The 26,570-nt window shown below is 71.2% G+C and carries 18 protein-coding genes and 2 pseudogenes; 19 read left to right on the top strand and 1 reads right to left on the bottom strand.

Annotated elements, in window-relative coordinates:
• Window positions 1–56 precede the first annotated feature (56 nt).
• The 4 genes from ABEB03_RS26560 to secD all read left to right on the top strand — a co-directional run bounded on the left by ABEB03_RS26560 (window position 57) and on the right by secD (window position 4,643).
• Window positions 57–1,040 (top strand): HAMP domain-containing sensor histidine kinase, encoded by a 984-nt coding sequence (locus ABEB03_RS26560; protein ID WP_345654511.1) that lies wholly within the window; start codon window positions 57–59, stop codon window positions 1,038–1,040.
• A gap of 2 nt (window positions 1,041–1,042) precedes the next feature.
• Window positions 1,043–1,726, top strand: coding sequence for a response regulator transcription factor (locus tag ABEB03_RS26555; protein ID WP_345654508.1), 684 nt, complete (start codon window positions 1,043–1,045; stop codon window positions 1,724–1,726).
• Window positions 1,727–1,902: 176 nt separating this feature from the next.
• Window positions 1,903–2,313: a hypothetical protein gene (locus tag ABEB03_RS26550; RefSeq protein ID WP_345654505.1), complete on the top strand. Its 411-nt coding sequence runs from the start codon at window positions 1,903–1,905 to the stop codon at window positions 2,311–2,313.
• 74 nt (window positions 2,314–2,387) lie between these two features.
• Entirely contained in the window at window positions 2,388–4,643 is a 2,256-nt protein-coding gene (gene secD / locus ABEB03_RS26545) for a protein translocase subunit SecD (protein ID WP_345654502.1), read from the top strand.
• 64 nt (window positions 4,644–4,707) lie between these two features.
• On the opposite strand, the gene ABEB03_RS26540 is transcribed toward secD, so the two are convergent.
• Entirely contained in the window at window positions 4,708–4,974 is a 267-nt protein-coding gene (locus ABEB03_RS26540) for a hypothetical protein (RefSeq protein ID WP_345654795.1), read from the bottom strand.
• A gap of 27 nt (window positions 4,975–5,001) precedes the next feature.
• Between ABEB03_RS26540 and ABEB03_RS26535 the strand changes: the two are divergent.
• The 15 genes and pseudogenes from ABEB03_RS26535 to ABEB03_RS26465 all read left to right on the top strand — a co-directional run.
• Window positions 5,002–5,474, top strand: a pseudogene (locus ABEB03_RS26535) (zinc-binding dehydrogenase); the annotation flags it as partial.
• Window positions 5,475–6,681: 1,207 nt separating this feature from the next.
• A complete protein-coding gene (locus tag ABEB03_RS26530; protein ID WP_345654499.1) occupies window positions 6,682–8,160 on the top strand; it encodes a sugar transferase in 1,479 nt (492 codons plus the stop codon).
• An 82-nt stretch (window positions 8,161–8,242) separates the two neighbouring features.
• The gene (locus ABEB03_RS26525; protein ID WP_345654496.1) at window positions 8,243–9,559 is read left to right on the top strand and encodes a nucleotide sugar dehydrogenase; all 1,317 of its coding nucleotides are present in this window, start codon (window positions 8,243–8,245) and stop codon (window positions 9,557–9,559) included.
• Window positions 9,549–10,813 (top strand): annotated as a pseudogene (locus ABEB03_RS26520) (glycosyltransferase family 4 protein). The gene ABEB03_RS26525 and the pseudogene ABEB03_RS26520 overlap by 11 nt, the downstream one beginning before the upstream one ends.
• Window positions 10,810–12,207 (top strand): Wzz/FepE/Etk N-terminal domain-containing protein, encoded by a 1,398-nt coding sequence (locus ABEB03_RS26515; protein ID WP_345654493.1) that lies wholly within the window; start codon window positions 10,810–10,812, stop codon window positions 12,205–12,207. Before ABEB03_RS26520 ends, ABEB03_RS26515 begins: the two are co-directional and overlap by 4 nt.
• Complete coding sequence (locus tag ABEB03_RS26510) at window positions 12,204–13,724, top strand: Wzz/FepE/Etk N-terminal domain-containing protein (protein ID WP_345654490.1); 1,521 nt, start codon at window positions 12,204–12,206, stop codon at window positions 13,722–13,724. Before ABEB03_RS26515 ends, ABEB03_RS26510 begins: the two co-directional genes overlap by 4 nt.
• A 3-nt stretch (window positions 13,725–13,727) precedes the next feature.
• On the top strand, window positions 13,728–15,656 hold the full coding sequence (gene asnB, locus ABEB03_RS26505) for an asparagine synthase (glutamine-hydrolyzing) (protein ID WP_345654487.1): 1,929 nt from the start codon (window positions 13,728–13,730) through the stop codon (window positions 15,654–15,656).
• A gap of 25 nt (window positions 15,657–15,681) precedes the next feature.
• On the top strand, window positions 15,682–17,865 hold the full coding sequence (locus tag ABEB03_RS26500; RefSeq protein ID WP_345654483.1) for a bi-domain-containing oxidoreductase: 2,184 nt from the start codon (window positions 15,682–15,684) through the stop codon (window positions 17,863–17,865).
• On the top strand, window positions 17,862–19,820 hold the full coding sequence (locus ABEB03_RS26495) for an alginate lyase family protein (protein ID WP_345654481.1): 1,959 nt from the start codon (window positions 17,862–17,864) through the stop codon (window positions 19,818–19,820). The genes ABEB03_RS26500 and ABEB03_RS26495 overlap by 4 nt, the downstream gene beginning before the upstream one ends.
• A 9-nt stretch (window positions 19,821–19,829) precedes the next feature.
• Window positions 19,830–21,350 carry a right-handed parallel beta-helix repeat-containing protein gene (locus ABEB03_RS26490; protein WP_345654477.1) on the top strand — a complete coding sequence of 507 codons (1,521 nt, stop codon included), beginning with the start codon at window positions 19,830–19,832 and terminating at the stop codon, window positions 21,348–21,350.
• A 1-nt stretch (window position 21,351) separates the two neighbouring features.
• Window positions 21,352–22,656, top strand: coding sequence for an O-antigen ligase domain-containing protein (locus ABEB03_RS26485; RefSeq protein ID WP_345654781.1), 1,305 nt, complete (start codon window positions 21,352–21,354; stop codon window positions 22,654–22,656).
• Window positions 22,657–22,658: 2 nt separating this feature from the next.
• The gene (locus ABEB03_RS26480) at window positions 22,659–23,900 is read left to right on the top strand and encodes a glycosyltransferase (protein ID WP_345654474.1); all 1,242 of its coding nucleotides are present in this window, start codon (window positions 22,659–22,661) and stop codon (window positions 23,898–23,900) included.
• A complete protein-coding gene (locus tag ABEB03_RS26475; RefSeq protein ID WP_345654471.1) occupies window positions 23,897–25,132 on the top strand; it encodes a class I SAM-dependent methyltransferase in 1,236 nt (411 codons plus the stop codon). Before ABEB03_RS26480 ends, ABEB03_RS26475 begins: the two co-directional genes overlap by 4 nt.
• Window positions 25,129–25,926 (top strand): glycosyltransferase family protein, encoded by a 798-nt coding sequence (locus ABEB03_RS26470; RefSeq protein ID WP_345654468.1) that lies wholly within the window; start codon window positions 25,129–25,131, stop codon window positions 25,924–25,926. Before ABEB03_RS26475 ends, ABEB03_RS26470 begins: the two co-directional genes overlap by 4 nt.
• Complete coding sequence (locus tag ABEB03_RS26465) at window positions 25,923–26,570, top strand: PIG-L deacetylase family protein (protein WP_345654465.1); 648 nt, start codon at window positions 25,923–25,925, stop codon at window positions 26,568–26,570. The genes ABEB03_RS26470 and ABEB03_RS26465 overlap by 4 nt, the downstream gene beginning before the upstream one ends.

Here is a 26,570-nt window from a genome sequence, read left to right as displayed (position 1 = left end):
GTGAATGTGGCGGGCTGCATAGTGGAGGTGAAGCGAGAAGGGGAGGCGTAGGGCCGGTGTCGTTGTTCTGGCGGATGTTCGCACTCAACGCCGTGGTGCTGGGTACAGCCACGGCGCTGCTGCTGTGGGCTCCGGTGACGGTCTCCGTGCCGGTTCTGCTCACCGAGGCGGTCATCCTGGTCGGCGGTCTGGCCGTCATGCTGGTCGCCAACGCCGCGTTGCTGCGGCTCGGTCTGGCCCCGCTGGACCGGCTCACCCATCTGATGACCACCGTGGACCTGCTGCGTCCGGGCCAGCGCCTGCCCGCCTCCGGCGGCGGCGAGGTCGCCCAGGTGATCCGCGCGTTCAACGCGATGCTGGAGCGGCTGGAACACGAGAGGGCCACCAGCAGTGCCCGGGCACTGCTGGCCCAGGAAGCCGAACGCCGCCGCATCGCCCAGGAACTGCACGACGAGGTCGGCCAGAGCATGACGGCGATTCTGCTGGGCCTCAAGCGCGCGGCGGACGACGCTCCCGCGCCGCTGCGCGAGGAGCTGCAGGAGATGCAGGAGATCACCCGGGAGAGCCTGGACGAGGTCCGCCGTCTGGTGCGCCGGCTACGACCCGGCGTGCTGGACGATCTGGGTCTGGTCAGCGCTCTGACCTCGCTCACCGAGGACTTCGCCACCCACACCGGGCTGCAGGTCACCCGCCGCTTCTGCGCCGACCTTCCGGCCCTCGCGCCGGAGACGGAACTGGTCCTGTACCGCGTCGCCCAGGAGTCGTTGACCAACGTCGCCCGCCACGCCGACGCCCAGCGGGTCACCGTGGCCCTGTGTCACAGGGACGACCATGTGGTGCTGACGGTCACCGACGACGGCTGCGGTATCCAGGCCCCCCGTGAGGGCGCCGGTATCCGCGGCATGCGCGAGCGGACCCTGCTCATCGGGGGCAGCCTCGAGATCGCCCCGGCGCCCCGCACGAGCACCGGCACGAGCACCGGCACCGGGACCGGCACCCAGGTCCGGCTCACCGCGCCCGTACCCAGGAAGCAGCCTTGACGATGCCCGACACGACCATGACCCCCAGGACGGGAACGGGCACGATCCGCATCCTGCTCGCCGACGACCACGCCCTGGTCCGCCGCGGTGTGCGGCTCATCCTCGATCAGGAACCGGACCTCGAAGTGGTCGCCGAGGCCGGTGACGGAGCCGAGGCCGTCGGCTTGGCCCGCACGCACGACGTCGACCTGGCCGTGCTCGACATCGCCATGCCCCGCATGACCGGCCTGCAGGCCGCCCGCGAACTGGCGGCCCTCAAGCCGGATCTGCGGATCCTGATGCTGACCATGCACGACAACGAGCAGTACTTCTTCCAGGCCCTGAAGGCCGGAGCCAGCGGGTATGTGCTGAAGTCCGTCGCCGACCGGGACCTGGTCGCCGCCTGCCGGGCCGCGATGCGGGACGAGCCCTTCCTGTATCCCGGCGCGGTCACCGCCCTGATCCGCAACTACCTCGACCGGGCCCGCCACGGCGAGGAGACCCCCGACCAGATCCTCACCCCCCGCGAGGAGGAGGTCCTCAAGCTGGTGGCCGAGGGACACTCCTCGAAGGAGATCGCCGAGCTGCTGTTCATCAGCGTCAAGACAGTGCAACGGCACCGCGCCAACCTGCTGCACAAGCTCCGCCTGCGCGACCGTCTGGAACTCACCCGCTACGCCATCCGCGCCGGCTTGATCGAGCCTTGATCCTCCTTCCGGTCCGGGGCTGATCGAGCCTTGGTCCCCGATCCGGTCCGGGCCTGATCGAGCCCTGATCTCCCTACCGGTCCCGGCTCCCGGCTCCCGGCTCCCGGCTCCCGGCTCCCGTACGGAACACCCGAGCCCGACCGGCACCCGCACACCACGAGGAAAGGGGACGAGGCATGCACCACGCGACGCGCGTCGCCCCCGGCACGAGGAGCGCCCGGCATCCCGTCGTCGCGGTACTGGCGACCGCCGTCCTCACGCTGCTCGTCGCGCTCGGCCTCGCCGGACCCGCGACGACGGGCGGCCTGGCGACCGACGTGGCGGCAGCAACAGGCCACCACCTGGACACCGGGTCACGCGCCGACGAAGGATGCGACACCCTCTGCGTCCTCCGAGCGACGACCCGTCAAGAGCCGCACCACGAGCACCCTGCTCCGCGCTGCCACGTCGCCGTCCGCCCTCAGAGCACGAACGTCGCCCCACCCGGCTCCGCGCGGTTCCCGACGCCGAGCCGGCACATTCCCTCCTCCCAGCCTCACGCCCACCATGACCGTGGGCGGGCACCCCCCGCGGCCTCCGGCACCTGACACCCCTTCTCCCTCACCTCGACAGCACCCGGCCGCGCCCGCGCGGCCCTGGTGCGCCTGCCGGAGGCCCCTCGTTGAACCGCTCCCTGCGCGTGAGGGCATTGCTCGCCCTCGCCGTGATCGCCGTATCCCTGTACATCGCCGTCACCGTGCCGGTGCACCTCGGACTGGACCTGCGCGGCGGCACGCAGATCGTGCTGCAGACCCGCTCCTCCCCCACCGCTGACGCCGACCGCGCGGCGACCGACCGCACCCTGGAGGTGCTGCGCGGCCGCATCGACGCGCTCGGCGTCGCCGAACCCACCCTCGTCCGCTCCGGCGACAACCGGATCATCGCCGAACTGCCCGGTGTGCAGGACCCGAAGAAGGCCGCCGACATCCTGGGCCGTACCGCGCAGCTCACCTTCCACCCGGTGCTCGGCACCGCCGACAGCGCGGACGACACCTCCCGGCCACTGCCGAAACGGCCCCGGGAAAGCGTCCTGCCCGACGAGTCCGGCACGCCGCTGCGCCTCAGAGCCGCGGCCCTCACCGGCGCGCACGTCAAGGAAGCCGCCGCCCGCTTCGACCAACAGGGCGGCGCCGGTTGGCACGTCACCGTCGACTTCGAAGGCGCCGGCCGCGACGGCTGGGCCCGCCTGACCGGCGAGGCCGCCTGCCACCCGGCGGGCGAGCCGGCGCGGCGGGTGGCCATCGTCCTCGACGGCAAGGTCATCTCCTCACCTCAGGTCGACCCGTCCGTCGCCTGTCGGACCGGCATCCGCGACGGCGCCACCCAGATCACGGGGTCCTTCAGCGCCGAGGAGGCCCGCGAGCTGTCCCTGCTCATCAACGGCGGGGCTCTGCCCGTACCGGTCGAGACCGTCGAACAGCGCACCGTCGGCCCGACCCTGGGCGCGCAGGCCATCGCGGCCAGCGCCTGGGCGGGGGCCATCGGCACCGCGCTGACCGCGCTGTTCATGATCGTCGTCTACCGGCTGATGGGAGCGCTGGCCGCCGTTGCCCTGGCCTGCTACGGCCTCATCTCCTACGCCGCCCTCGCCGCGCTCGGCGCCACCCTGACCCTGCCGGGCCTCGCCGGTTTCGTCCTGGCGATCGGCATGGCCGTGGACGCCAACGTGCTGGTCTTCGAACGGGCCCGCGAGGAATACGCGGCCCGCCGCCGCCCCAGTACCCGCTCGGCGCTCGCGGCCGGTTTCCGCAACGCCTTCAGCGCGATCGCCGACTCCAACATCACCACGCTGATCGCCGCGGCGCTGCTGTTCTTCCTCGCCTCCGGGCCCGTGCGGGGCTTCGGCGTCACCCTCGGCATCGGCGTGCTCGCCTCCATGTTCAGCGGGCTGGTGATCACCCGCGTGCTCGCCGAGTACGCCACCGGCCGCCCCGGGGTCCGCCGACGCCCCCGTCTCACCGGCATCGCCACCACCGGCGCCGTCCGCGACCGCCTCACCCGCCGCGCTCCCCACCTGATGCGGCATCCCCGCCGCTGGCTGGCCGCGTCCGCCGCCGTACTCGTCCTCGCCGCCTCGGGCATCGCGGTGCGCGGCGTCGACCTCGGTGTGGAGTTCACCGGTGGCCGCCTCATCGAGTACGCCACCACCGGCCCCGTCGACCCGGACAGGGCCCGAACCGCGCTCGCGGAGGCCGGTTTTCCCCGCGCCGTCGTGCAGTCCTCCGGCGCCACCGGCCTGACCGTGCGCACGGATCCGCTGACCAATGCCGAGGAGGCCGAAGTCACGGCCACCGTGCGCGACCTCGCCGACGGGGCGGACAAGGTTCGTGACGAGTTCATCGGGCCCAGCCTCGGCCAGGAGCTGCGGCGCGGCGCGCTGATCGCACTCGCCGTGGCGCTCGGAGCGCAGCTCGTCTATCTCGCGGCGCGCTTCCGCTGGCTGTTCGGCACCGCCGCGGTCGCAGCCCTCGCGCACGACGTGGTGATCCTCGTCGGCGTCTTCGCCTGGCTCGGCAAGCCCGTCGACGGGGTGTTCGTGGCTGCCCTGCTCACCGTCATCGGCTACTCGGTCAACGACTCCGTGGTCCTCTTCGACCGCGTCAGGGAACTGGTCCGCAGGTCCCCCAAGGCGCCGCTGCCCGGCATCGCCGACCAGGCGATCCTGCAGACCCTGCCCCGCACCGTGAACACCGGCATGGGCGCCGCCTTCATCCTCACCGCCCTGACCCTGCTCGGCGGGACCTCACTCACCGACTTCGCGCTGGCGCTCCTCATCGGCCTCGCGATCGGCACGTACTCCTCCGTCTTCACCGCCACTCCCGTGGCCGTGGAACTCCACCGGCGCGGCGACCGGGCCCGCCCACCCCGCCGGCCCTGACCCGACCGACAGATCCGCCCGTCGACACGGCCGCCGGCGGCGTCGGGCAAGAACAGGAGGTAGGTCACCCTCCGACAGCCAATCCCTCCGTCACCGACGTCTGAAGGGCTTCCCGGCCGGGCTCGGAGAGCGATTCACGGCGCTTCTCCGCAACAGCGGCCATCGAGGTGAGGACCCTTCCGGCGGCCAACCACAGCGAAAGGGGCAGGAAGTGAGCGCCGAGCCCGGTGCGGTCGAAGCAGAGGACGTCCCGGATGCCCTCTACGAGCGCCGCGCCGTTCCAGAACGAGTGCAGCGATCCGAAGAAGTCGTTCTGCAGATCAGGTCCCATGAGTCCGCCGGCGCTCGTCAGCCGGCCGGCGCCGCGCCGGTCATCGCCATCGACCCGTTGCCCAGCGCCCGAGAGCGTGCCCTCGCCTTCGGCGCCGACCTCGCCTGGACCCGGCCGACCCGGGCCTGGCCGAGGCGGTGCTCCGGGCCACGGGCGGCCGCGGCCTGGACGTGGCCTTCGACTTCGCCGGTGTACCGGCCGTGCGGGAACAGGCCGTCACGGTCCGCGGCCGAGGCGGAACCATGGTCCTCGTGGGGCTCACCCCGCAACCGCTCACCATCACCGACGGCAAGCGCTTCAGCTGGAACCGCAACCAGATCCGCGGCCACTACGGCTCTTCACCCCAGCACGTCGAGCAGTTGATCCGTCCGGCCTCCGTCGGCCGCCTCGACCTGTCCCCCTCCATCAGCGGGCACGTGCCGCCGGCCGACGCCGCGGAAGCGGTCCAGCGGCTGGAGAACAAGGTCGGGGACCCGATCCGCCTCGTGCTCGTCCCCTGAGAGAAGGGGCCGTCCGCGCGCGAGCAACGGCGGCCCCGTTCCCCGTGGACCAGGCCGAGAGCGCCAACTCACGGTCCGTACCCGGGCTTGCGCCTACGGCACCACCTGCTGCTCGGACCTGCCCGACCGTCCATCGAACTCCAGGCTCCTGCCAGCCGATTCGCTGCGGTCCGCGACGAACCTTGCCACCGAAACCATTGATCGAAACCGGGCTGAATTCGAGCGGCCGGATTGTTGCGCTGCGCCCCGACGCCTCTTTCGGAACCGCAGTCGCTCGCCATGAAACCCGCAGTTCAGACCGCGTCAACGAAACATTCGGCCTGCTCACTCCGTTGATCTTCAAGCAACAGGTCGAACATGCCGGGGTGATCACAAGGAAACGAACCGACTGTTCCGGTCCGCGACCCCACCACCAGATCCCGGGACCGACATCACGCCATTTCATCGGCCCTTGAGGCGGATTCGCTCGCCCCGGACCTGCCGCCGAACACCGACGCGATCAAGACAGCACCCCGTGGTCCGGGTCGACCGCCCCGACCGCATCGGGCACCCACAGCGGCCCGCCGTGGCGCACGAACAGAGAGGGCTTGCTGCCGAACTTGGGGCCGCAGAAGGCCCGTTGCACCTCGTGATCATCGACGTGCGAGGGTCGCACCGGGGCCGGTGGAGCCGCTGGAACGTGCCTGGCGCAAAGGCATCCGTAGGCCATCGGCGATCACCGGACTCGGCTTCAAATCTTGAGCACAATTTCCACACATCCCTCTCTTCATACTGGCCCCGATGGTCTAGATTGACCGTGCTTCAGCAGTTCGGACACGAGGCGACCATTAATGATCTTTAGGTCCGGCGCTATGGAAAGCCTGCAATCGCGGGCCCGGCGCCAGCCGTGGGGGTGATCAATTCCGAGCCCGACAGGGGTCCTTGGGTGCGGGGAGCACCCGGGGTAACGACGGGCTCCGTCGCATCTCGAAAGTCCGACGGAACATGCGAATCCGCTGCCGCCGGGGTGGGTTGACCAACTAGCTCTGAAAACTGTCGGGACGTCATGCGCGGGGAGGCGAAGGCCTCCCGATGGGAGGAACGACGCGGCGCGGGAGGCGGGGGCCTCCCGGGGGGAGAACGGCGCGGCGCGGGAGGCGGGGGCCTCCCGATGCGAGGAACAGGGTTGGGCGAACACGTCGAACCACTGGGGACCTTGGGGGGTTCTGTGCGGCAAGGGGGAGTAGTCAGCCCGTTTCCGTCAGCGCGCGAGCGTCTGACGAACGGCGCGAGCAGACAGCCCGCGATCGAATGGGAGCAGCGGTACCGGCGTGCCGTGATGACCAGCGATACCGCGGCCACCGCCTTCGTGGTGGCCGCGATCGGCAAGTTCTTCGGGGCCAGGGACGCTGCCAACTGGCATGAGAAGTGGGGAATTCTCGCCTTCGGCACCGAGCTGCTGGTACTGGGGGCACTCGCGGTGAGCCGTTCGTGGGCTCCGGCCGTGCTGGGCCAGGGCGCCGAGGAGTTCCGCCGGCTCGGACGCTCGATGTTCGCGGCGACCGTGGTACTGGCCCTCGGCGGTATCGCTCTCACCTCGCGCAACATCAAGCTGTGGATCTTCGTCGCGGTCCCCGCGATCGCGGTCGTCACCATGACGGCGCGGTACCTGCTGCGCCTGTGGCTGCACAAGCAGCGCAAGGAAGGGCGGTGCCTGAGACCGGTACTCGCTGCCGGAAGCCCGGCCACCGTGCACGACCTGATCACCCGGACCCGCAAGTTCCCGCACCTCGGTTGGCGAGTGGACGCGGTGTGCACGACGGACGGACTCGGGGTCGACGGTGACCAGTTGGACGGAGTACCGGTCGTCGGCCGACTGACGGACGTCGCGGGTCACGTCCACCGCGACGGTTACCGCGTCGTCGCGGTCACACCGGACCCGCACTGGTCACCGGACCGGCTGCAGCGGCTGGCCTGGAACCTCGAAGGCAGCGACGCCGAGATGGTCGTGGCCCCCGTGCTGATGGAGGTGGCCGGCCCGCGACTGCACGTCGACGCGGTGCTCGGAATCCCGCTGCTGCGGGTCAGCATGCCGACCTTCACCGGAGGCCGCCGGGCGGTCAAGGTGGTCGTCGACCGGATGGGCGCGGCGGTCCTGCTGCTGCTGTTCGCGCCGCTGATGGTGCTGGTCGGGCTGCTCGTGGTGATGGACAGCCGGGGTGGGGTGTTCTACCGCCAGCGCAGGGTCGGCAAGAACGGCCGCGAGTTCACCATTCTCAAGTTCCGCACCATGGTCGCCGGCGCTCATGGAGCACGTGCCGAGCTGGCCGACCTCAACGAGGGCGCCGGCCTGCTGTTCAAGCTCCGCCGTGATCCGCGGGTGACCCGGGTGGGAGGAGTGCTGCGACGGTACTCGCTCGACGAGCTCCCACAGCTCTTCAACGTGCTCACCGGATCGATGTCGCTGGTCGGTCCGAGGCCTCCGTTACCGGAGGAGTCCGCCGCGTACGGCCCGGACATCCGGCGACGGCTGCTGGTCAAGCCCGGCCTCACCGGCCTGTGGCAGATCAGCGGACGCAGCGACCTGTCGTGGGAGGAGGCGGTCCGGCTGGACCTGCGATATGTGGAGGACTGGTCGCTCGCCCTGGACACGGTGATCTTGTGGAAGACGCTGCGTGCGGTGCTCTACGGGCAGGGGGCGTACTGATGCGCGGGGGTCAGCAGGGGCTTCGTACTGCCGACGCACGGACCGCAGGCCGGGAGGGCCTGCTTGGGGGGAGGAACAGGTCGTGAGAGTCAGCGTTTTCGGGCTCGGCTACGTGGGCTGTGTGTCGGCCGCGTGCCTGGCCAGCATGGGCCACGAGGTCATCGGGGTGGACGTGAACCAGGTCAAGGTCGACCTGGTCAACGACGGCAAGGCCCCGGTGGTCGAGGAGCGTATCGGCGAGCTCATCGCCGACGTCGTACGGACCGGCGCGTTGAGCGCCACCGCCGACGTCCGCGAGGCCGTCATGAACAGCGAGGTGTCGCTGGTCTGCGTGGGCACACCGTCGGAGCCCAACGGCAGCCTGTGCACCACGTACTTGGAGCGGGTCACCGAGCAGATCGGCGCCGCGCTGGCCGAGCGGGGTGGTCGGCACACCGTCGTGTTCCGCAGCACCATGCTGCCGGGCACCTGCCTGAACCTGCTGGTACCGATCCTGGAGAAGTACGTCGGCGGCACCGCCGGCGTGGACGTCGGGGTCGCGGTCAACCCGGAGTTCCTGCGCGAGGGTACGAGCGTGCGGGACTTCTTCGACCCGCCCAAGACCGTCGTCGGCGAGCTCGACCCGGCAAGCGGCGACGCGGTGCTGGCGCTGTACGACGGCTTGCCCGGCGAGGTGTTCCGGGTGCCGATCCCGACGGCCGAGGCGATCAAGTACGCGGACAACGCGTTCCACGGCCTCAAGATCGGCTTCGCGAACGAGCTGGGCGCGGTCTGCCAGGCGCTCGGGGTGGACTCGCACCAGGTGATGGACGTGTTCCTGGCCGACCGCAAGCTGAACATCAGCCCCGCCTACCTGCGGCCCGGCTTCGCCTTCGGTGGCTCCTGCCTGCCCAAGGACCTGCGCAGCCTGGTGCATGCGGCGCAGCGGGCCGACATCTCGGTGCCCATCCTGTCCCATGTGCTGCCCTCCAACTCCGACCATCTGCAGCGCGCGGTGGACCTGGTCGAGCGTGCCGGCAAGCGCCGGGTGGGCATGTTCGGGCTGTCCTTCAAACCCGGCACCGACGACCTCCGCGAGAGCCCGCTCGTCGAGCTGGCGGAGCGGCTCTTCGGCAAGGGGTACGACCTCAAGATCTACGACGCCAATGTGAGCCTGTCCCGGCTGCTCGGCGCGAACCGCGAGTACATCGAGAGCCGGCTGCCGCACCTCGCACAACTGCTCGCCGACTCCGTCGACGAGGTGCTCGAGCACGCCGAGGTGTGCCTGGTCGGAACCCGGGATCCGGCCGTGCTCTCGGCGCTGCCCCATGGCGACAGCCCGGTGATCGTCGATCTCATCCACCTTCCCGACGCCGAGGCGCGCCGGGCCGAACCGGGGTACATGGGCCTTGCTTGGTAACACGACCAGTGGCGACCGGCGGGACCGGCGCGCACTGATCCTGGTGGAGAACCTGTCGGTGCCGTTCGACCGGCGGGTGTGGCAGGAATGCACGACGCTGCGCGACGCCGGCTGGACGGTGCACGTCATCTGTCCTCAGGGAAGCAAGCGGGACACGGAACCGGAGGTCGAGATCGACGGGGTGCGCATCCACCGCTACCCGTTGCGCGCGGCCACCGGAGGGCCGGCCGGCTATCTCCAGGAGTACGGCACGGCGTTGTGGCACACGCTCCGGCTGGCCCGCAAGGTCGGCCCGGTCGACGTGGTCCACGCCTGCAATCCGCCCGACCTGCTGTTCCTGCCGGCGCTGTGGCTGAAGCGGCGCGGCGCACGGTTCGTCTTCGACCAGCACGACCTCGTACCCGAGTTGTACCTCTCCCGGTTCGACCGCGGAAAGGATCTGCTCTACCGCGCCGTGTGCGCACTGGAACGGCGGACCTACCGGGCCGCGGACATCGTGCTCGCCACGAACGAGAGTTACCGGGACGTCGCGCTGCTGCGCGGTGGCAAGCGGCCGGCGGACGTCTTCGTGGTGCGCAGCGCGCCGGACATCGACCGGTTCCACCCGGTGCCGTCCGAGCCGGAGTTGAAGCGCGGCAAGCCTCATCTGCTGTGCTACCTGGGGGTCATGGGTCCGCAGGACGGCGTCGACTACGCCTTGCGGGCCCTGGCGAAGCTGCGTGACGAGGTCGGGCGGACCGACTGGCACGCGGTGTTCGTCGGCGCCGGCGACGCCTTCGACGCGATGGTGGAGCTGTCCCACAAGCTCGGGCTCTCGGAGCAGGTGCAGTTCACCGGGCGCATCCCGGACGCCGACCTGGTGCGCTACCTGTCGACCGCGGACGTGTGCCTCTCCCCCGACCCGCACAATCCGCTCAACGACGTGTCGACCATGAACAAGGTCCTGGAATACATGGTGATGGGCCGGCCCATCGTCTCGTTCGACCTCCGGGAGGCGCGCGTCTCCGCCGGTGACGCCGCCGTCTACGCACCCGCCAACGACGAGGCCGAGTTCGCCCGGCTCATCGCGCTGCTGCTGGACGACCCGGAGAAGCGGGCCCTGATGGGCAAGATCGGCCAGGAGCGGATCAGCGGCCCGCTGTCCTGGCGGAACTCCCAGCGCTCGCTGCTCGCCGCCTACGCAGCCGCCTGCCGTGACGACGCTCCGGCGTCCGCGGACGACCCGACCGCACAGGGCGGAGGCCGCACCGTTGAACGATGACACGATACGCCTGGTCACCATCGGGCGGATTATCCGTCGGCGCTGGCGGCTTCTCACCATCCTCGCCGTGGTGGGTGCGCTCGTCGGATACGGCACCTCCTTGCTGTTTCCTCCGCGATACACGACGTCGGCATCGGTACTGCTGCCGGGGGCGTGGGAGGAGCGCGAGCTCCTGACGCAGACCGAGATCGCGACCAGTTCGGTGGTGCTCGACCACGCGGCCGACACCCTTCACTGGACCGGGATCAGCGGCAGCGATCTGCGGGACGAGGTCGGCGCCAAAGCGGCCGACGGGAACATCATCAAGATCTCGGGCACGGCCGACACCCCGGAGCGCGCACAGCAGCTCTCCGACCAGGTGGCCCAGCAGTTCGTCACATTCGCCGCGCGGCTCGTGGACGACAACACCGACCCCGAAGAGGCGGCGCAGCTCGAGGAACTCCAGCAGATGGTGGTGCAGACCAGCCGCCGCATCACCGATCTGGCCGATTCGGCGGATCCGGGGCAGACCGTCGAGAGCGTGCAGACCCGCACCGAGCTCGAGAAGCTGCGTACCTCGCTGCAGGAGGCCATCACCAAGCTGGACCAGGCCGACCCGGCTTCCAACAAGGCCAACATGGTCGTCATGGGGCCGGCGGCCCGGCCGACCGGCGAGGCACCGCCGACGAGGATGCAGCTCGTCGTCGGCGGGGCGCTGCTGTTCTTCCTTCTCGCGGTCATCGGCCATCTCACCGCCGCACGGATGAGTCGCCGACTGCGCACCCAACCGGAGATCGCCGCCGCGCTGGGCTCGGCGCTGCTCGGTACCGTCGACGTACCCGGTGAACGGACCGCGCACCGGCCGGAGGACCGTGGCCCGTGGGCCCGCATACGCCGACTGATCGGCGTCGACGTCCGGTGGGACATACCGGCCCCGCAGACGTCGGGCGACGAGGCCGGCAGGCAGATCCGCTACCGGCGGGTGTGCGCCCGCCTCCGGGACGAGGTGTCGGCCCCCCGACGGCTGCTGGTGGTCGTCCCGGACGGCGACGAGATCGCCCGCCGAGCCGCCGAACAGCTCGTCGCCGTGGCCGAGAGCGATCCTTCCCCGAGCTCTTCGAGCGAGGGACACCCCATGCTGCGGGTGGTGGGGGTTTCGGTGTCCCGGCCGATGGTGCCGGACCGCGGCGACGAGTCCGGTGCCCTGGTCGTGCTCAGCGCGGGCAGCTGGACCGCAGGGGAACTCGCCGGCATCGCCGAGGCGTGTGCGGACGCCGACCACGAGGTCGTCGGCATCGTCCTCGCCGGCCTGGTCCAGGCCCGTGATACGCGGTCCGCCGGCCGTCCTCGGGAAGCCGCCACGCCGGTGCTCGCGGTTGGGTACGACGCGAAGGGAAGTTCAGGGTGACGACGAGTACGACTTCGGAGTCGTCGGCCGCCGCTCCGCTGCTCGATCTGCAGGCATTGGTGGTGGCGGTGCGCAGGCGCCGCCGCTTCTGGTGCTCCGTGGGGCTGCTGGGGCTGCTCGTGGGCGGGGCGTTGGCGGTCCTGATGCCGCCGTCGCCGACCGCGGTGACCAAGGTGCTGGTCGCGCATCAGGAGGACCAGCCGAACGACCCGGGAACGCTGATCCGCACCGACGTGGCGCTGCTGCAGACCACGCGGATCGCCGACAAGGCCCTGCGGTCCCTCGACTCCCCGGAAAAGCCTGAGGACTTCATGCGGGACTACGGGGCCGTCGGCTTGACCAACAACCTGATGCAGATCACTGTGACGGCCGACAGCGACGCGGAAGCGGTGGCGCGCGCGAAGGCGCTGGCCGACGCGTTCGTCGCGGACCATGTCCGGCGGATACAGGCGGCCGCGGACGCCGAGTCCAAGGCCCTGCTCGACCAGCGTGACCGGATGCGGAACGAACTCGCCAAGGTCAACAAGTCGATCGGAGACGCATCGCCGGACAGCGGGCCGAAGGCGTCGGCGAACCTGGAGTCGCTCTTCGCCCGCCGGGCCGAACTCACCTCGCGTATCACCGACTTCGGCCAGCGCGCCGCGGAGGCACGCATCGGCACGCCCCAACTCGTCGCGGGCACGCAGGTCGTGGACGCGCCGCGCGCGGTGCGGCACTCCCTGCCCAGGACCGCCGCCACCAACGCCGTGATCGGGCTCGTCCTCGGGCTCGTCCTCGGGCTCGCGGTGGCCGCGGTCGGCACGGTGGTGGCGGACCGCCCCGTGCTGCGCCGGGACATCGCGGCGAACCTCGGCGCCTCGGTCATCTCCGAACTGCCCCGCCGGTCGGGCAGGTTGTGGCGGCGTCGGCGGATCCGGGCGGCGCGTGAACGGCTCACCACGTCCCTGGCCCGCACCGTCCGCGGCTCCGCGGATCCGGTGTCGCTGCTGGAACTGGGCTGTGCGCGCAGCACGAGCGTCATCGCCCTGGACCTCGCCAGGGCACTGGCGGCGGACGGGCCGGTGGTCGTCGTCGACGGCCTCCCCGGCCCACAGCTCGCGAGGCGCCGACCGAGGCCGGGAGACCCGACCGTGGTCAGCGGCGAGCGTGCCGCGTCCCTGTCGCATCAGGAACTCCGGGTCGGTGTCGGCTCGGTGGCACCCGGCACGGCGTGGACCGACCTCCAGTACCTCGGCACTCAGACCGTGCTCGTCGTGCGTGCCGGACACGGCAGCGCCGCATGGCTGCACACCGTGGCACGGCAGCTCGCGGACCAGTCCATTCCGGTGATCGGTGTGGTGCTGATCGACCCCGATCCGCGTGACCGGACCGACGGCACGCTGTGGGACGGGCTGCACACCGCGCTGCGGGGCCAGAACGAGCGGCTGGCCCGGCAGAACGGGACCGGCCGACGGCGGGCCGAGCGGCTGCCAATGTGGGCGACACGGGGCCCGGACAGCGACCAGGAGGCGCGCTAGCACATGTGTGGCATCGCAGGCACATATCGATGGCCGGACGGGAAGGTCGTGGCCGACCGGCTCACCGACACCCTCGCCCACCGCGGTCCGGACGGAGCGGGCCGCTACAGCCACCCCGCCGGTGACGGCGAGGTGCACCTCGGGCACCGTCGGCTGGCCATCATCGACCTGTCCGAGACCGGCGCCCAGCCGATGGTCTCGGACGGCCTCGTCCTGACGTACAACGGCGAGCTGTACAACGCGCCCGAGCTGCGTGCCGAGTTGTCGGCCTCCGGGGTGCGCTTCCGCGGCACCTCCGACACCGAGGTGCTGCTCGAGGCCTGGCGGCGCTGGGGCACTGACTGCCTGCCCCGGCTGCGCGGCATGTTCGCGTTCGGGATCTTCGACGAGCGAACCGGTGAACTGGTGCTCGCCCGCGACCAGCTCGGCATCAAGCCGCTGTTCCTGCTCCGGCGCGGCCAGGGCCTGGTGTTCGCCTCCGAACTCAAGGCGCTCGCCGCCGCGACCGGCGGCTCGCTGGAGGTGGACCCCGCGGCGCTGGTCGCCTCGCTGCTCTACTACTGGGTGCCGGACTCCCGTTGCGCGTACCGCGAGGCGGAGAAGCTGCCGCCGGGGAGCTGGATCCAGTTCCGGCCCGACGGCCGGGTGGACCGCGGCCGGTACTGGAACCTGAAGGACGTCGCCGCCGAGGGCAGGGACCGGGCTCGGGCCGGTGAACTGCCGGACCTGGCCGCGATCGTCGAGGAGTCGACCCGGCGCCACCTGCTCTCCGACGTACCCGTGGCGACGTTCCTCTCCGGCGGCCTCGACTCCAGCTGGCTGACCGCCCTCGCGGCCCGCCATCAACCCGGGATCTCCGCCTACACGATCGGATTCCGTGCCGAGGACGCCAGGTTCGAGGCGATGCCGGACGACCTGCGCTACGCCCGGCAGGTGGCCGAGCGGTTCGGCGTCGACCTGCACGAGATCGAGATCGCGCCGAACGTGCTCGACCTGCTGCCGCAGATGACGTACCACCTGGACGAGCCGATCGGCGACCCCGCCGCGATCAACACGTTCCTGATCTGCTCGGCCGCCCGGGAGGCCGGGGTCAAGGTGATGCTCTCGGGGATGGGGGCCGACGAGCTGTTCGCCGGCTACCGCAAGCACCTGGCCAATCTGATCGCGCTGCGCTACCAGCGCATCCCGCGGCCGCTGCGGCGCGGCCTGTCCGCGACAGTGGACCGGTTGCCGGTCGCCTCGGCCCGCCGGGGGTACCGGTCGGTGCGCTTCGCGAAGCGCTTCCTGTCCTTCGCCGATCTGCCGGAGGAGACCGCGTTCCGGCGCAGCTACACCATGTACGACCAGGACGAGCTGCTCGCCCTGGTCGACCCGGACCTGGCCGGGACGGTGGACGACGTGCTCACCGAGCACGCGGACGTCTACGAGGACAACGACCTCGACGACTTCGTCAACCGCATGTGCCTGGGCGACGCCCGGATGTTCCTGCCGGGCCTCAACCTCACGTACACGGACCGTTCCAGCATGGCCGCGTCGACCGAGGTGCGGGTGCCGTACGTGGACGTCGAGGTGGTCAGGGCGGCGTTCGCCGTGCCCGGTGACCGCAAGATCGTCGGACGGCAGGGCAAGGCCGCCCTCAAGAAGGCGGCCACGTCGATCCTGCCCCAGGAGATCGTGTACCGGCCCAAGGGTCTGTTCAGCGCACCGCTGCGCGCCTGGATGAGCCGGGACCTGGCACCGCTGGTGCGCGAGGTGGTCAACGACGGTGTGCTCGTCAACTCCGGGCTCCTGCGCCGCGACGCGCTGGCCCGCATGGTCGCCGAGGACGCCGCCGGGCAGCGGGACTTCTCCAAGCATCTGTGGCATGTGCTGACGCTCGAGTACTGGTATCGCGACGCGACCTCTGGCTCCGGCCAGAGCCAAGCGGCTTGACAGCGTGGAAACAAGAGGAGCTCGGGTGAAACAGGTTGTTCAGAACTACAAGAGCGGCGAGCTGGCGGTGCTCGACGTGCCGGTGCCGGGCTGCAAGCCGGGCGGCGTGCTGGTCCGCACCGCCTTCTCGCTGATCTCCACCGGTACCGAGCTCATGAAGGTGTCCGAGGCCGGCATGTCGATGCTGGGCAAGGCTCGCTCCCGGCCGGACCAGGTGGCCAAGGTCATGCAGAGCGTGGCCACCAACGGGGTGCCCGCCACCTACCGCAAGGTGATGGGCAAGCTGGACTCCTACACGCCGCTGGGCTACTCGCTGTGCGGGGTGGTCGAGCAGGTCGGCGCCGGGATCGACGACGTGAAGGTCGGCGACCTCGTGGCCTGCGCAGGCAACGAGCACGCGCTGCACGCCGAGCTGAACTGGGTACCGAAGAACCTCTACGCCCCGGTGCCGGACGGCCTCGCGCCACGGCACGCGGCCTTCGGCACCGTCGGGTCGATCGCCTTGCAGGGTGTCCGTCAGGGCGAGTCACGGCTCGGCGAAGTGGCGCTGGTCATCGGCCTCGGGCTGATCGGGCAGCTGGTCGTGCAGCTCCTTGCCGCCTCGGGCGTCCGCGTCGTCGGGGTCGACCCCGACCCGGCGCGCTGCGAGCTCGCCGAAAGCCTGGGCGCCGCGGCCTGCGGCGATCCCGCGTCCGCGGCCGTCGAAGCCGCCGTCGCCGAACTCACCGACGGTCACGGCGTGGACCAGGTGTACCTGGCCGCCGGCGGCGGCAGCAACCAGCCCGTCGAGCTGGCCGCCCGGCTCTGCCGGGACCGCGGCCGGGTCGTCGACATCGGCAAGTGCCGCCTGGACCTGCCGTGGAACGCGTACTACGAGAAAGAGCTCGACGTCCGCTTCTCCCGCAGTTACGGCCCCGGGCGCTACGACCCGGAGTACGAGCTGGAGGGACGGGACTACCCGATCGGTTACGTGCGGTGGACCGAGCGCCGCAACCTGGCGTGCTTCCTCGACCTCGTCGCCCGCGGCCGCGTCGACGTGGAGCCTCTGGTCTCCCACATCGCCGACTTCGACGACGCGGTCGAGACGTACCAGCGACTGAAGGACGGCGACCTGAAGGCCGTGGCCGTGCTGTTCCGGTACCCGCAGCACGCTGCCGAGGCGGAGGCCCCGGCGGTGGCCGTGCCCGCGGTGAAGCGCGGCAGCACCGACGTGTCCACCCCGACACGGGCCGCCAGGACGCCGGTGCGCCTCGCGTTCGTCGGCGCGGGCAACTACGCGACGTCGATGCTGCTGCCGCACCTGGCACAGCGCGACGGCGTCGAGCTGTCGACCGTCGTCACCACGACGGCGCTGTCCGCGGCCAACGCGCAGCGCAAGTTCGGCTTCGCCGAGGCGACCACCGATCTCGACGCCGTGCTCGGCGACAAGTCCATCGACGCGGTGTTCGTGGTCACCCGCCACAGCTCGCACGCCGAGCTGACCCGGAAGGCGCTGCTGGCCGGCAAGACGGTCTTCGTGGAGAAGCCGTTGGCGCTCACCGAGGACGAACTGGCCGGCGTGCTCGCCGCGGTGGAGGAGTCCGGCAACGACCGGCTGCAGGTGGGCTTCAACCGCCGGTTCGCGCCGCTGCTGCAGGAGGCCAGGACGCGGTTCGGCGCCCGGACCGGTCCGGCGAGCCTGCGCTACCTCGTCAACGCGGGGCAGCTGACCCACGGCAGCTGGTACCTCCAACAGGGCACCGAGGGCTCGCGGTTCGCCGGCGAGGGCGGACACTTCATCGACACGGCGAGCTGGCTGCTCGACGCCGATCCGGTCTCGGTGTACGCGGTCGCCCCGTCCGGCAACGAGGACCTTCAGGTCGTCCTGCGCTACCCGGACGGGTCCACCGCCACCATCAGCTACGTCACCACGGGCGCGCCCGGCTTCCCCAAGGAGACGCTGGACCTGGTCGCGGACGGCAAGGTGCTGCGGCTCGACGACTTCGTCCGTGCCTCGGTGTACGCCCGCAAGCGGTGGGTCAGTTCGCGGCTGCCCAAGGCCCGGGACAAGGGCCAGTCCGCCGAGCTGGCCGCGTTCGTCAAGGCCGTGCGGACCGGCGGTCCGATGCCGGTGCCGCTGGAGTCTCTGGTCGCCACCACGTCTGCCACCCTCGCCGTACAGGCCGGCCTGGCCGGCGGCGCGCCCGTGACGCTGGCGAGTGCCCGATGACCATGAGCGCGGGCTGGTACCTGCGGCGGCTCTCCCGGATGGGACCGCGAGAGGTCGGCGGCCGGGTGGGCGACGCGGTGCGCAGGCGCCGGTGGCGGTCGGCGCTGCCGGACCGCCCGAGCGTGACCGGCGCCCGCTTCACCGCGGTCCTGCCCGCGGGGGCGGTCGCCGCGGTGCCGCCGGACGCCGCGAAACGCCTCGTCGCCGAGGCGGACCGGCTGATGGACGGGCACGGCGAGTTCTTCGGGGTGGAACGCGAGGACCTGGCCGACCCGGACTGGTCGTACGACCCGAAGACGGGGCGCCGGGCGCCGCAGGGCTATGCCTTCGACGTGCCGTACCGCGACGAGAACACGGTCGGGGACATCAAGCAGATCTGGGAGCCGTCCCGGCACCAGTACCTCACCGTGCTCGCCGCCGCCTACGCGGTCACCGGGGACGAGCGGTACGCCGAGCGGGTGGCCGAGCACCTGCGGTCGTGGTGGGCGGCCAACCCACCGCTGCGCGGTGTGCACTGGGTCAGCGGCATCGAGCTGGGCATCCGGCTGCTGTCCTGGGTGTGGATCCGCCGGCTGCTGGACGGCTGGCCGGGCGCGGCCGGCCTGTTCGAGGCCAACCCGGTGGCGCTGGACCAGATCTGGCACCACCAGCGCTGGCTGGCCGGCTTTCCCAGCCGTGGGTCCTCGGCGAACAACCACGTCATCGCCGAGGCCGCCGGGCAGTTCGCCGCGGCCTGCGCGTTCGGTTGGTTCCCCTCCTCGGCGCGCTGGCGGGCCGACGCGCTGCGGTCGCTGGACCGGCATCTGCGCGGCAACACCTTCGGCTCCGGCCTCAACCGTGAACTGGCCACCGAGTACCACGGACTGGTGCTGGAACTCGGCCTGGCCGCGCTGGCCGAGGCGGACGCCGCGGCCGTGCAGGTGCCCGCGACGGTCCGGCTGGTGCTGCTGCGGATGACGGACGCCCTCGCGGCCGTCGTGGACAACCGGCTGCGGCCGCCGCGTCAGGGGGACGCGGACGACGGGCACGGTCTGATCGTGGACGGCGCGGGCACCGACCGCTGGGCCTCGCTGCTGGCCACGGGAGACGCCGTGTTCGGCAGGCTCGACTGGTGGCCGACGGTGACCGGCACCGATGTGCGCACCCCGCTGCTGGCCGCGCTCGTCCGACCGTACCCGGGAAACGGAACCGCACGGGCCGTGTCCCGCCCGGAGAGCCGGCCGACCCGTTTCGCCGACGCCGGCATGACCGTCCTGCGTGGTCCGGAGGAGATCTGGGTCCGTTGCGACGGTGGTCCGCACGGGTTCCTGTCCATCGCCGCGCATGCCCACGCGGACGCGCTGTCCGTGGAGGTCCGGCACGACGGGGTCGACGTGCTCGCCGACCCGGGGACGTTCTGCTACCACGGGCAGCCCGAGTGGCGGCAGTACTTCCGCTCCACGCTCGGCCACAACACCCTGGAGCTGGACGGCACCGACCAGTCCGTGTCCGGCGGCCCGTTCCTGTGGACCCGGCATGCCCGCGCCCGTGTCCTGACCGCGGAGACATCCGGCGAAGGCGTGGCGCGCTGGTGCGCCGAGCACGACGGCTACCGGCCCTCCGTGCACCGCCGCCGGGTGGAGCTGACGGCCGAGACCCAGGAACTGAGGGTGGTCGACGAGGTGCGCGGCCCGCGCCGGGCCGTGCGGCTGGCATTCCACCTCGGCCCGGCGATCTCCGCGGAGCTGGCCGGCAGCCGGGCAGTGCTCACCTGGAATCAGGACGGCGAGGACCGCTCCGCGGTGCTCGACCTGCCCGAGCGGCTGAGCTGGCGGGCGCATCGCGGCGAGACCGACCCTCCGCTGGGCTGGTACTCCGCCGGTTTCGGGCGCAAGGAACCCACCACGACCCTGGTCGGCACCGGCACCACCGACGGCACGGAGGGCTTCACCACCGTGCTCGGGTTCCGCGGCTAGGGGGGGCGCGTGGGGATCAAGAGGCGGCACTGGGCGTGGGCGGCGGCACCGCTGGCGCTGGCCCTGCTGGCGGCGACCGGCTGTGAGAGCACCTCGAGCGCCCGGTCGAAGCCGGCCGCTGCGCCACCCACGCCCGTGGCCCGGGTGTGCGCCAAGCCCGCGGCCGGGCCGACGAGGGCACCGGCGGGCGCGGTGACCGTCGACCCCAAGGTGGTCGGTGACCTGGCGGCGAAGACCAAGAGCAACCCCCCGAACACCACGTTCTGGCTTCGCCCGGGCAAGCACAGGCTCGACCCGGACCGCTACGCCCAGGTCATCCCCAAGAAGGGGAACCGCTACCTCGGTGCGCCGGGCGCGGTGCTCGACGGCCGGAAGAAGAACCAGTACGCGTTCGGCGGTACCGCCCGCGACGTCACCATCGGCTACCTGACCGTGCAGCGCTTCGTGGCGCCGCCCGACGAGGGCGTGGTCAACCACGACTCGGCCGACGGGTGGGTGATCGAACACGCGACGATCCAGCGCAACTCCGGTGCCGGACTGATGGCCGGTGACCGCCAGCAGGTCCGCGCCAGCTGCCTGCGCGACAACGGCCAGTACGGCATGAACGCGTACAAGGCCACCGGCCGCATCAGCGGCCTGGTGGTGGAGGACAACGAGATCGTGGGCAACAACACCGACGACTGGGAGCGGCGGCGGAAGGGCTGCGGCTGCACCGGAGGCATCAAGTTCTGGGCCGTCGACGGCGCCGACGTACGCGGCAACTGGGTGCACGACAACCGCGGACCCGGGTTGTGGGCGGACACCAACAACAACGACTTCCGCATCGAGAAGAACGTGCTCGAAGCCAACGACGGTGCCGCGCTGATCTACGAGACCAGCTACAACGCGGTCATCCGGAACAACACAATCCGGCGGAACAACTGGGTCGAGGGCCGCAGGGAGGCCGACCGCGGCGACACCTTCCCGTACGCGACCGTCTACCTGTCCGAGTCCGGCGGCGAACCACGGATCCGAGCCCGCACCGGCAAGATCGAGATCTACCGGAACGTGCTGGAGAACAACTGGTCCGGGATCACCCTGTGGGAGAACGCCGACCGGTTCTGCAACAGCCCGGCCAACACCTCGTCCGGTGACTGCACCTTGCTGGTACGGGACACCGACCGCTGCGCGAAGCCGGCCATCGCCACCGCACCGCTCTACGCCGACTGCCGGTGGAAGACCCAGCGGGTGGACATCCACGACAACCGCTTCGTGCTGGACAAGTCCGTCCTGCAGTGCACGGTGAAGTGCGACCGCATGGCGGTGCTGGCCAACTACGGCACCTATCCGGACTGGTCGCCGTACCAGGGCAAGCGGGTGGCCGACGCGATCACCACCGAGCAGCACAACCGCTGGCACGACAACGTCTACGTCGGCCCCTGGAAATTCGTCGCCCACGACCCGAGCCGGGTGCTCGACTTCGGGCAGTGGCAGGGCACGCCCTACCGGCAGGACGCGGGAAGCACCCTCGACCCACAGGCCGGTGGTTGAGATGGCCGGGGATCTGCGGCGCGAGGCGCTGCCGGACGGTGCGGGTGCGGCGGGCACGCGACCCGACGCCCGACCGCGCCCTGCCGGCACACCGAAGATCGTCGGGATCGTCTGGGGGCTGCTGATCCTCAACACGCTCGGCTCCGCCGGGGCGAAGACCATCGTCCCGCTCCCCCGCTCCCTCATCCAGATGGTCACCATGGGCGCGCTGGTCGCCGCGTTCGCGCTGGCGCTCGCAGTCAATCTGCGGCTGAGCATCCGGCCCAGCGCCTTCGTGTTCCTGCTCACCCTGCTCCTGGTACCGAGCGTGATCTCCAGCGCGAACCTGGAGTCCGGGTTCGGCGCGCTCTTCCGCTGCGCCCGGCTGGCCCTCTTCGTCGGCACGCTGTGGCTCCTCAGCCGCTGGTGGGACGGCGGCCTGACCTTCGTCCGGCACCACATCCGGATGTACTTGGCCGTACTCGCGTCGGTTGCGGCCGGCCTGATCGCCTCACCGGGCGCGGCCCTGCCCGACCTCTACGGCGGGCGGCTGGTCGGCGCGCTGTGGCCGCTCACCCCGCCGCAGATCGGACAGTACGCGGCGGTGATCATCGGGCTGACGGTACTACTCCTTCTGGGCCGCCGGACCGACAGGACCAGCGCGGCGGTGGTCATCGTGCCGTCACTCGTCCTGCTCGCGCTGACCCATACCCGGACGGCCACGCTCGGCCTGCTCATCGGGCTGGCGTTGGCGATCGGCTCGCTCGTCCTGACCAGCGCCGCCGCGCGCCGGTTCTTCGCCTGGGCGGTGGTGTGCGTCACGGTGGCCGCGGTGGGGTTCGCCTCCGCCCTGCAGGCGTGGTTCCTGCGCGGACAGAGCCAGGAGAACTTCTCCAGCCTCACCGGCCGGGCCAAGGTCTGGCACGCCCTGCTGGCAGCACCCCGGACGACCACGGAGTACCTGTTCGGCGCCGGCCTGGGCGACAAGTCGTTCGGCGGGCTGCCGATCGACAACAGTTGGCTGGCCGTCTACAACGAGCAAGGCATGACCGGAGTCGCTCTGGTGGCGGCGATCGTCGTCGTGCTGGGCGGCGTCGCGTTGCTGCGGCCGCCGTCGCTCGCGAGGGCGTGCGCGATCTTCCTGATCAGCTACTGCGCGATCGCGTCGTACACCGAGGCCGGACTCGGCGACGCCTCGCCGTATCTACTGCATCTGGCGCTGGCCGCCTCGCTGTTGGCGGCGCCTGCCGCGGCCACTCCCCTGTCGACGCCCGAAGTACCTCGCCGACGCAGCCCGCGACGGACCCGACGATCGGAGGTGACCTGAGCATGCACGTCCTCGTGGTGCACAACCGCTACGCCTCGGCGCAGCCGAGCGGGGAGAACAAGGTCGTCGACCAGGAGGTGGCGCTGCTGCGCAGGGCCGGCCACCAGGTCGACGTGTTCGAGCGGCGCAGTGACGACATCGGCGCCCGGTCCCTGCTGGGCAAGGCGGCGTTGCCGCTGCTGGTGCCGTGGAACCCGGCGGTCCGCAGGGAGCTCGCCGCCCGGCTTCGCACCGAGCGGCCCGACGTGGTGCACATCCACAACGTCTTCCCGCTGCTGTCGCCCGCGGTACTGGCAGCCTGCGCCGACGCCGGGGTGCCCGCCGTCGCCACGCTGCACAACTACACCCAGATCTGCCCGCCCGGCACGCTGCAGCGGGACGGTCGGCCCTGCACCGAGTGCGTCGGGTCCACGCCGCTGCCCGCCGTCCGGCACGGCTGCTACCGGGGCTCCCGCCTCGCGACGGTGCCGCTCGCGGTCAGCATGTCGGTCAACCGGCGGCGCTGGTGGTCGGGCGTGGAACGGTTCCTGTGCATCTCCGCGGCGCAGCGCGAGGTCCTGGTGCGGGCCGGCATGCCGGCCGAACGGCTGGCGGTGAAGCACAACTTCGTGCCCGAACCGGGCGCCCTCCGCGAGGGCGACGGCGAGCACCTGCTCTATCTCGGCCGGCTCGCGGAGGCCAAGGGCGTGCGGCTGCTCATGGCGGCGTGGGACGAGATCGCCGCCGCCGGCGGTGTGGGCGTCCCGCTCGTGATCGCCGGCACGGGGCCACTGGAGGGTGAGGTGGCCGGCTGGGCGGCGGGCCGGGACGACGTGCGCTACGTCGGCCTGTACGACACGGTGGAGTGCCGGAAGGCCATCGCGCGGTCGGTCGCCGTGGTGGCTCCCTCGACGTGGCTGGAGGCGTTCGGCCTGGTGGTCGTGGAGGCGATGGCGGCGGGGGTCCCGGTCGTCGCCGCCGGTCACGGTGCCTTCGTCGAACTCGTCCAGGACGGGGTGACCGGGCTGCTGCACCGGCCGGGCGAGCCCGACTCGCTCGTGTCCTGCATACGCCGGATCGCGGGCGACCAGGCCCGCAACCGGGAGATGGGCCAGGCGGCCCGGCGCCGTTACGAGCAGGGTTTCAGCCCGGCCGTCGGCCTGGAGCGCCTGGTGGATGAGTACCGCACCGCGATCGCGGGTCGGTCAGCACTGGCTCACGGCGGGGACACCCGCGCGAGCAGGGGGGATGGGGACAGTAGATGACACGATGCCGACTCTGCGGCTCGGAAGCGATGGCGAGCGTCGTCGACCTCGGGGCGACGCCGCCGTGTGAGAGCTTTCTCGCCGCGGGCCAACTGGACAAGCCGGAACCGGCGTACCCGCTGCACCTGCGGGTCTGCACCGACTGCTGGCTGGCGCAGATACCTCCGCTGATCACGCCGGAGGAGACCTTCAGCGAGTACGCGTACTTCTCCTCCTACTCGACCTCCTGGGTGGAGCACGCGCGCACGTTCGTCACCGACGCCGTACAGCGGCTGGGCCTCGGCACCGACGCCTTCGTGGTCGAGGTCGCGAGCAACGACGGGTACCTGCTGAAGCACGTGGTGGACCGCGGGATCCGCTGCCTGGGCATCGAGCCCTCGGTGAACGTCGGTGCCACGGCACGGGACGCGGGTGTGCCCACGCTCACGGAGTTCCTCTCCCCGGACACCGGCTCGGCGGTCCGTGCCGAACACGGCCCGGCGGACCTGGTCGTGGCGAACAACGTGTACGCGCACATCCCCGACGTGGTCGGGTTCACCCAGGGGCTGCGCGCCCTGGTCGCCGACGACGGCTGGGTCTCCATCGAGGTGCAGCACCTGCTGACCCTGATCGAGGAGAACCAGTACGACACGATCTACCACGAGCACTTCCAGTACTACACGGTCGCCTCGGCGATCCGGGCGCTGGCGAGCGGCGGACTCTCCCTCGTGGACGTCGAGTTGCTGCCCACGCACGGCGGCTCCATCCGGCTGTGGGCCCGCCCGGCCGAGGTGGCCGGCGAGCCGACCGCACGCGTGGCCGAGGTGCTCGACCGGGAGAAGGCCGCCGGGCTGCAGGAGTTGTCCGGGTACACCGAGTTCTCCGCCCGCGTGGCGAAGGTGCGCCGGGACCTGCTGCGGTTCCTCATCGACGCGGCCGAGCGCGGCGAGACGGTCGTCGGCTACGGCGCCCCGGGCAAGGGCAACACCCTGCTCAACCACTGCGGCATCCGGCCCGACCTGCTCGCCTACACGGTCGACCGCAACCCCTACAAGCACGGCAGGTTCACTCCGGGCACCCGCATCCCGATCCTGTCGCCGGACCGGATAGCCGCCGACAAGCCGGACTACGTCCTCGTCCTGCCGTGGAACCTGCGGGCCGAGCTGGTCGAGCAGCTGTCCTTCGTACACGACTGGGGCGGCCGGCTCGTCTTCCCCATTCCGGAACTGAGCATTGTCGAGGTCAAGGCATGAAGGTCGTACTGTTCTGCGGCGGCTACGGCATGCGCATGCGCAACGGAGCCTCCGACGACGTGCCCAAGCCGATGGCGATGGTCGGCCCGCGGCCGCTGATCTGGCACGTCATGCGCTACTACGCGCACTTCGGGCACACGGAGTTCATCCTGTGCCTCGGGTACGGGGCCCACCACATCAAGGACTTCTTCCTCAACTACGAGGAGACCACGTCCAACGACTTCGTGCTGCGCGGCGGGCGGACCGAGCTGCTGTCCACCGACATCGCCGACTGGACGATCACGTTCGCGCAGACCGGCATCGAGTCGCCCATCGGGGAGCGGCTGCGCCGGGTGCGGCACCACCTGGACGGCGACGAGATGTTCCTCGCCAACTACGCCGACGTGCTCACCGACGCCCCGCTGCCGGAGATGATCGACAACTTCACCCGGCGCGACGCCGGTGCGTCGATGATGGTGGTGCCGCCGCAGTCCTCGTTCCACTGCGTGGACCTGGGTGAGGACGGCCTGGTGGGGGGCATCACCGCGGTGAGCGACATGCCGCTGTGGGAGAACGGCGGCTACTTCGTGCTCCGCCAGGAGGTCTTCGACCACATCCCGGAGAACGGGGACCTGGTCGCCGACGGCTGTGCCCAACTGGCCAAGCGCGGACGTCTGGTGGCGCACCAACACCGCGGCTTCTGGAAGCCGACCGACACCGTGAAGGAGCGGGCCGCGCTCGACGACGCCTACACCCGGGGCGAGCGCCCATGGGCCGTGTGGGAGCGGGACGGCGCCGCCGTGGGGTCCGCGTGATCCGGCTCGGGGCCGAGCGCCTGGACCGGATCGTCGCGGTGGGCGCGCACTGCGACGACATCGCCATCGGCGCCGGCGGCACGCTGCTGACGCTGTGCCTCGCGCGGCCGGGCATCCGCGTCGACGTGCTGGTGCTCTCCGGCGGTGGCAGCGAGCGGGAGCAGGAGGAGCAGGCCGCGCTCGCCGCCTTCTGCCCCGGCGCAGACCTGCGACTGACCGTGCACAAGCTTCCCGACGGCCGGCTGCCCGCGCACTGGGACGAGGCCAAGGCCGCGGTCGAGGAGCTGCGCGCGGGGACGGAGCCGGATCTCGTGCTGGCTCCCCGCACCGACGACGCGCACCAGGACCACCGCGGCCTGGCGAAGCTGATGACCACCGCGTTCCGTGACCACCTGGTGCTCGGCTACGAGATCGTCAAGTGGGACGGAGATCTCGGCCGTCCGACGGTGTACCAGCAGCTGTCGCCGGAGATCGCCGAACAGAAGGTGCGGCTGCTCCAAGAGCACTACCCCTCGCAGCAACACCGGCCCTGGTACGACCGCGAGGCCTTCCTCGGGCTGGCCCGGATCCGCGGCATCGAAAGCAACGCGCGCTACGCCGAGGCGTTCGCCGTCACCAAACTCGCTCTCAACCTGGGGGAATGA

This window comes from Streptomyces siamensis (assembly GCF_039543605.1).
GTDB lineage: Bacteria > Actinomycetota > Actinomycetes > Streptomycetales > Streptomycetaceae > Streptomyces > Streptomyces siamensis.
This window is presented reverse-complemented; position numbering and strand designations above follow the sequence as displayed.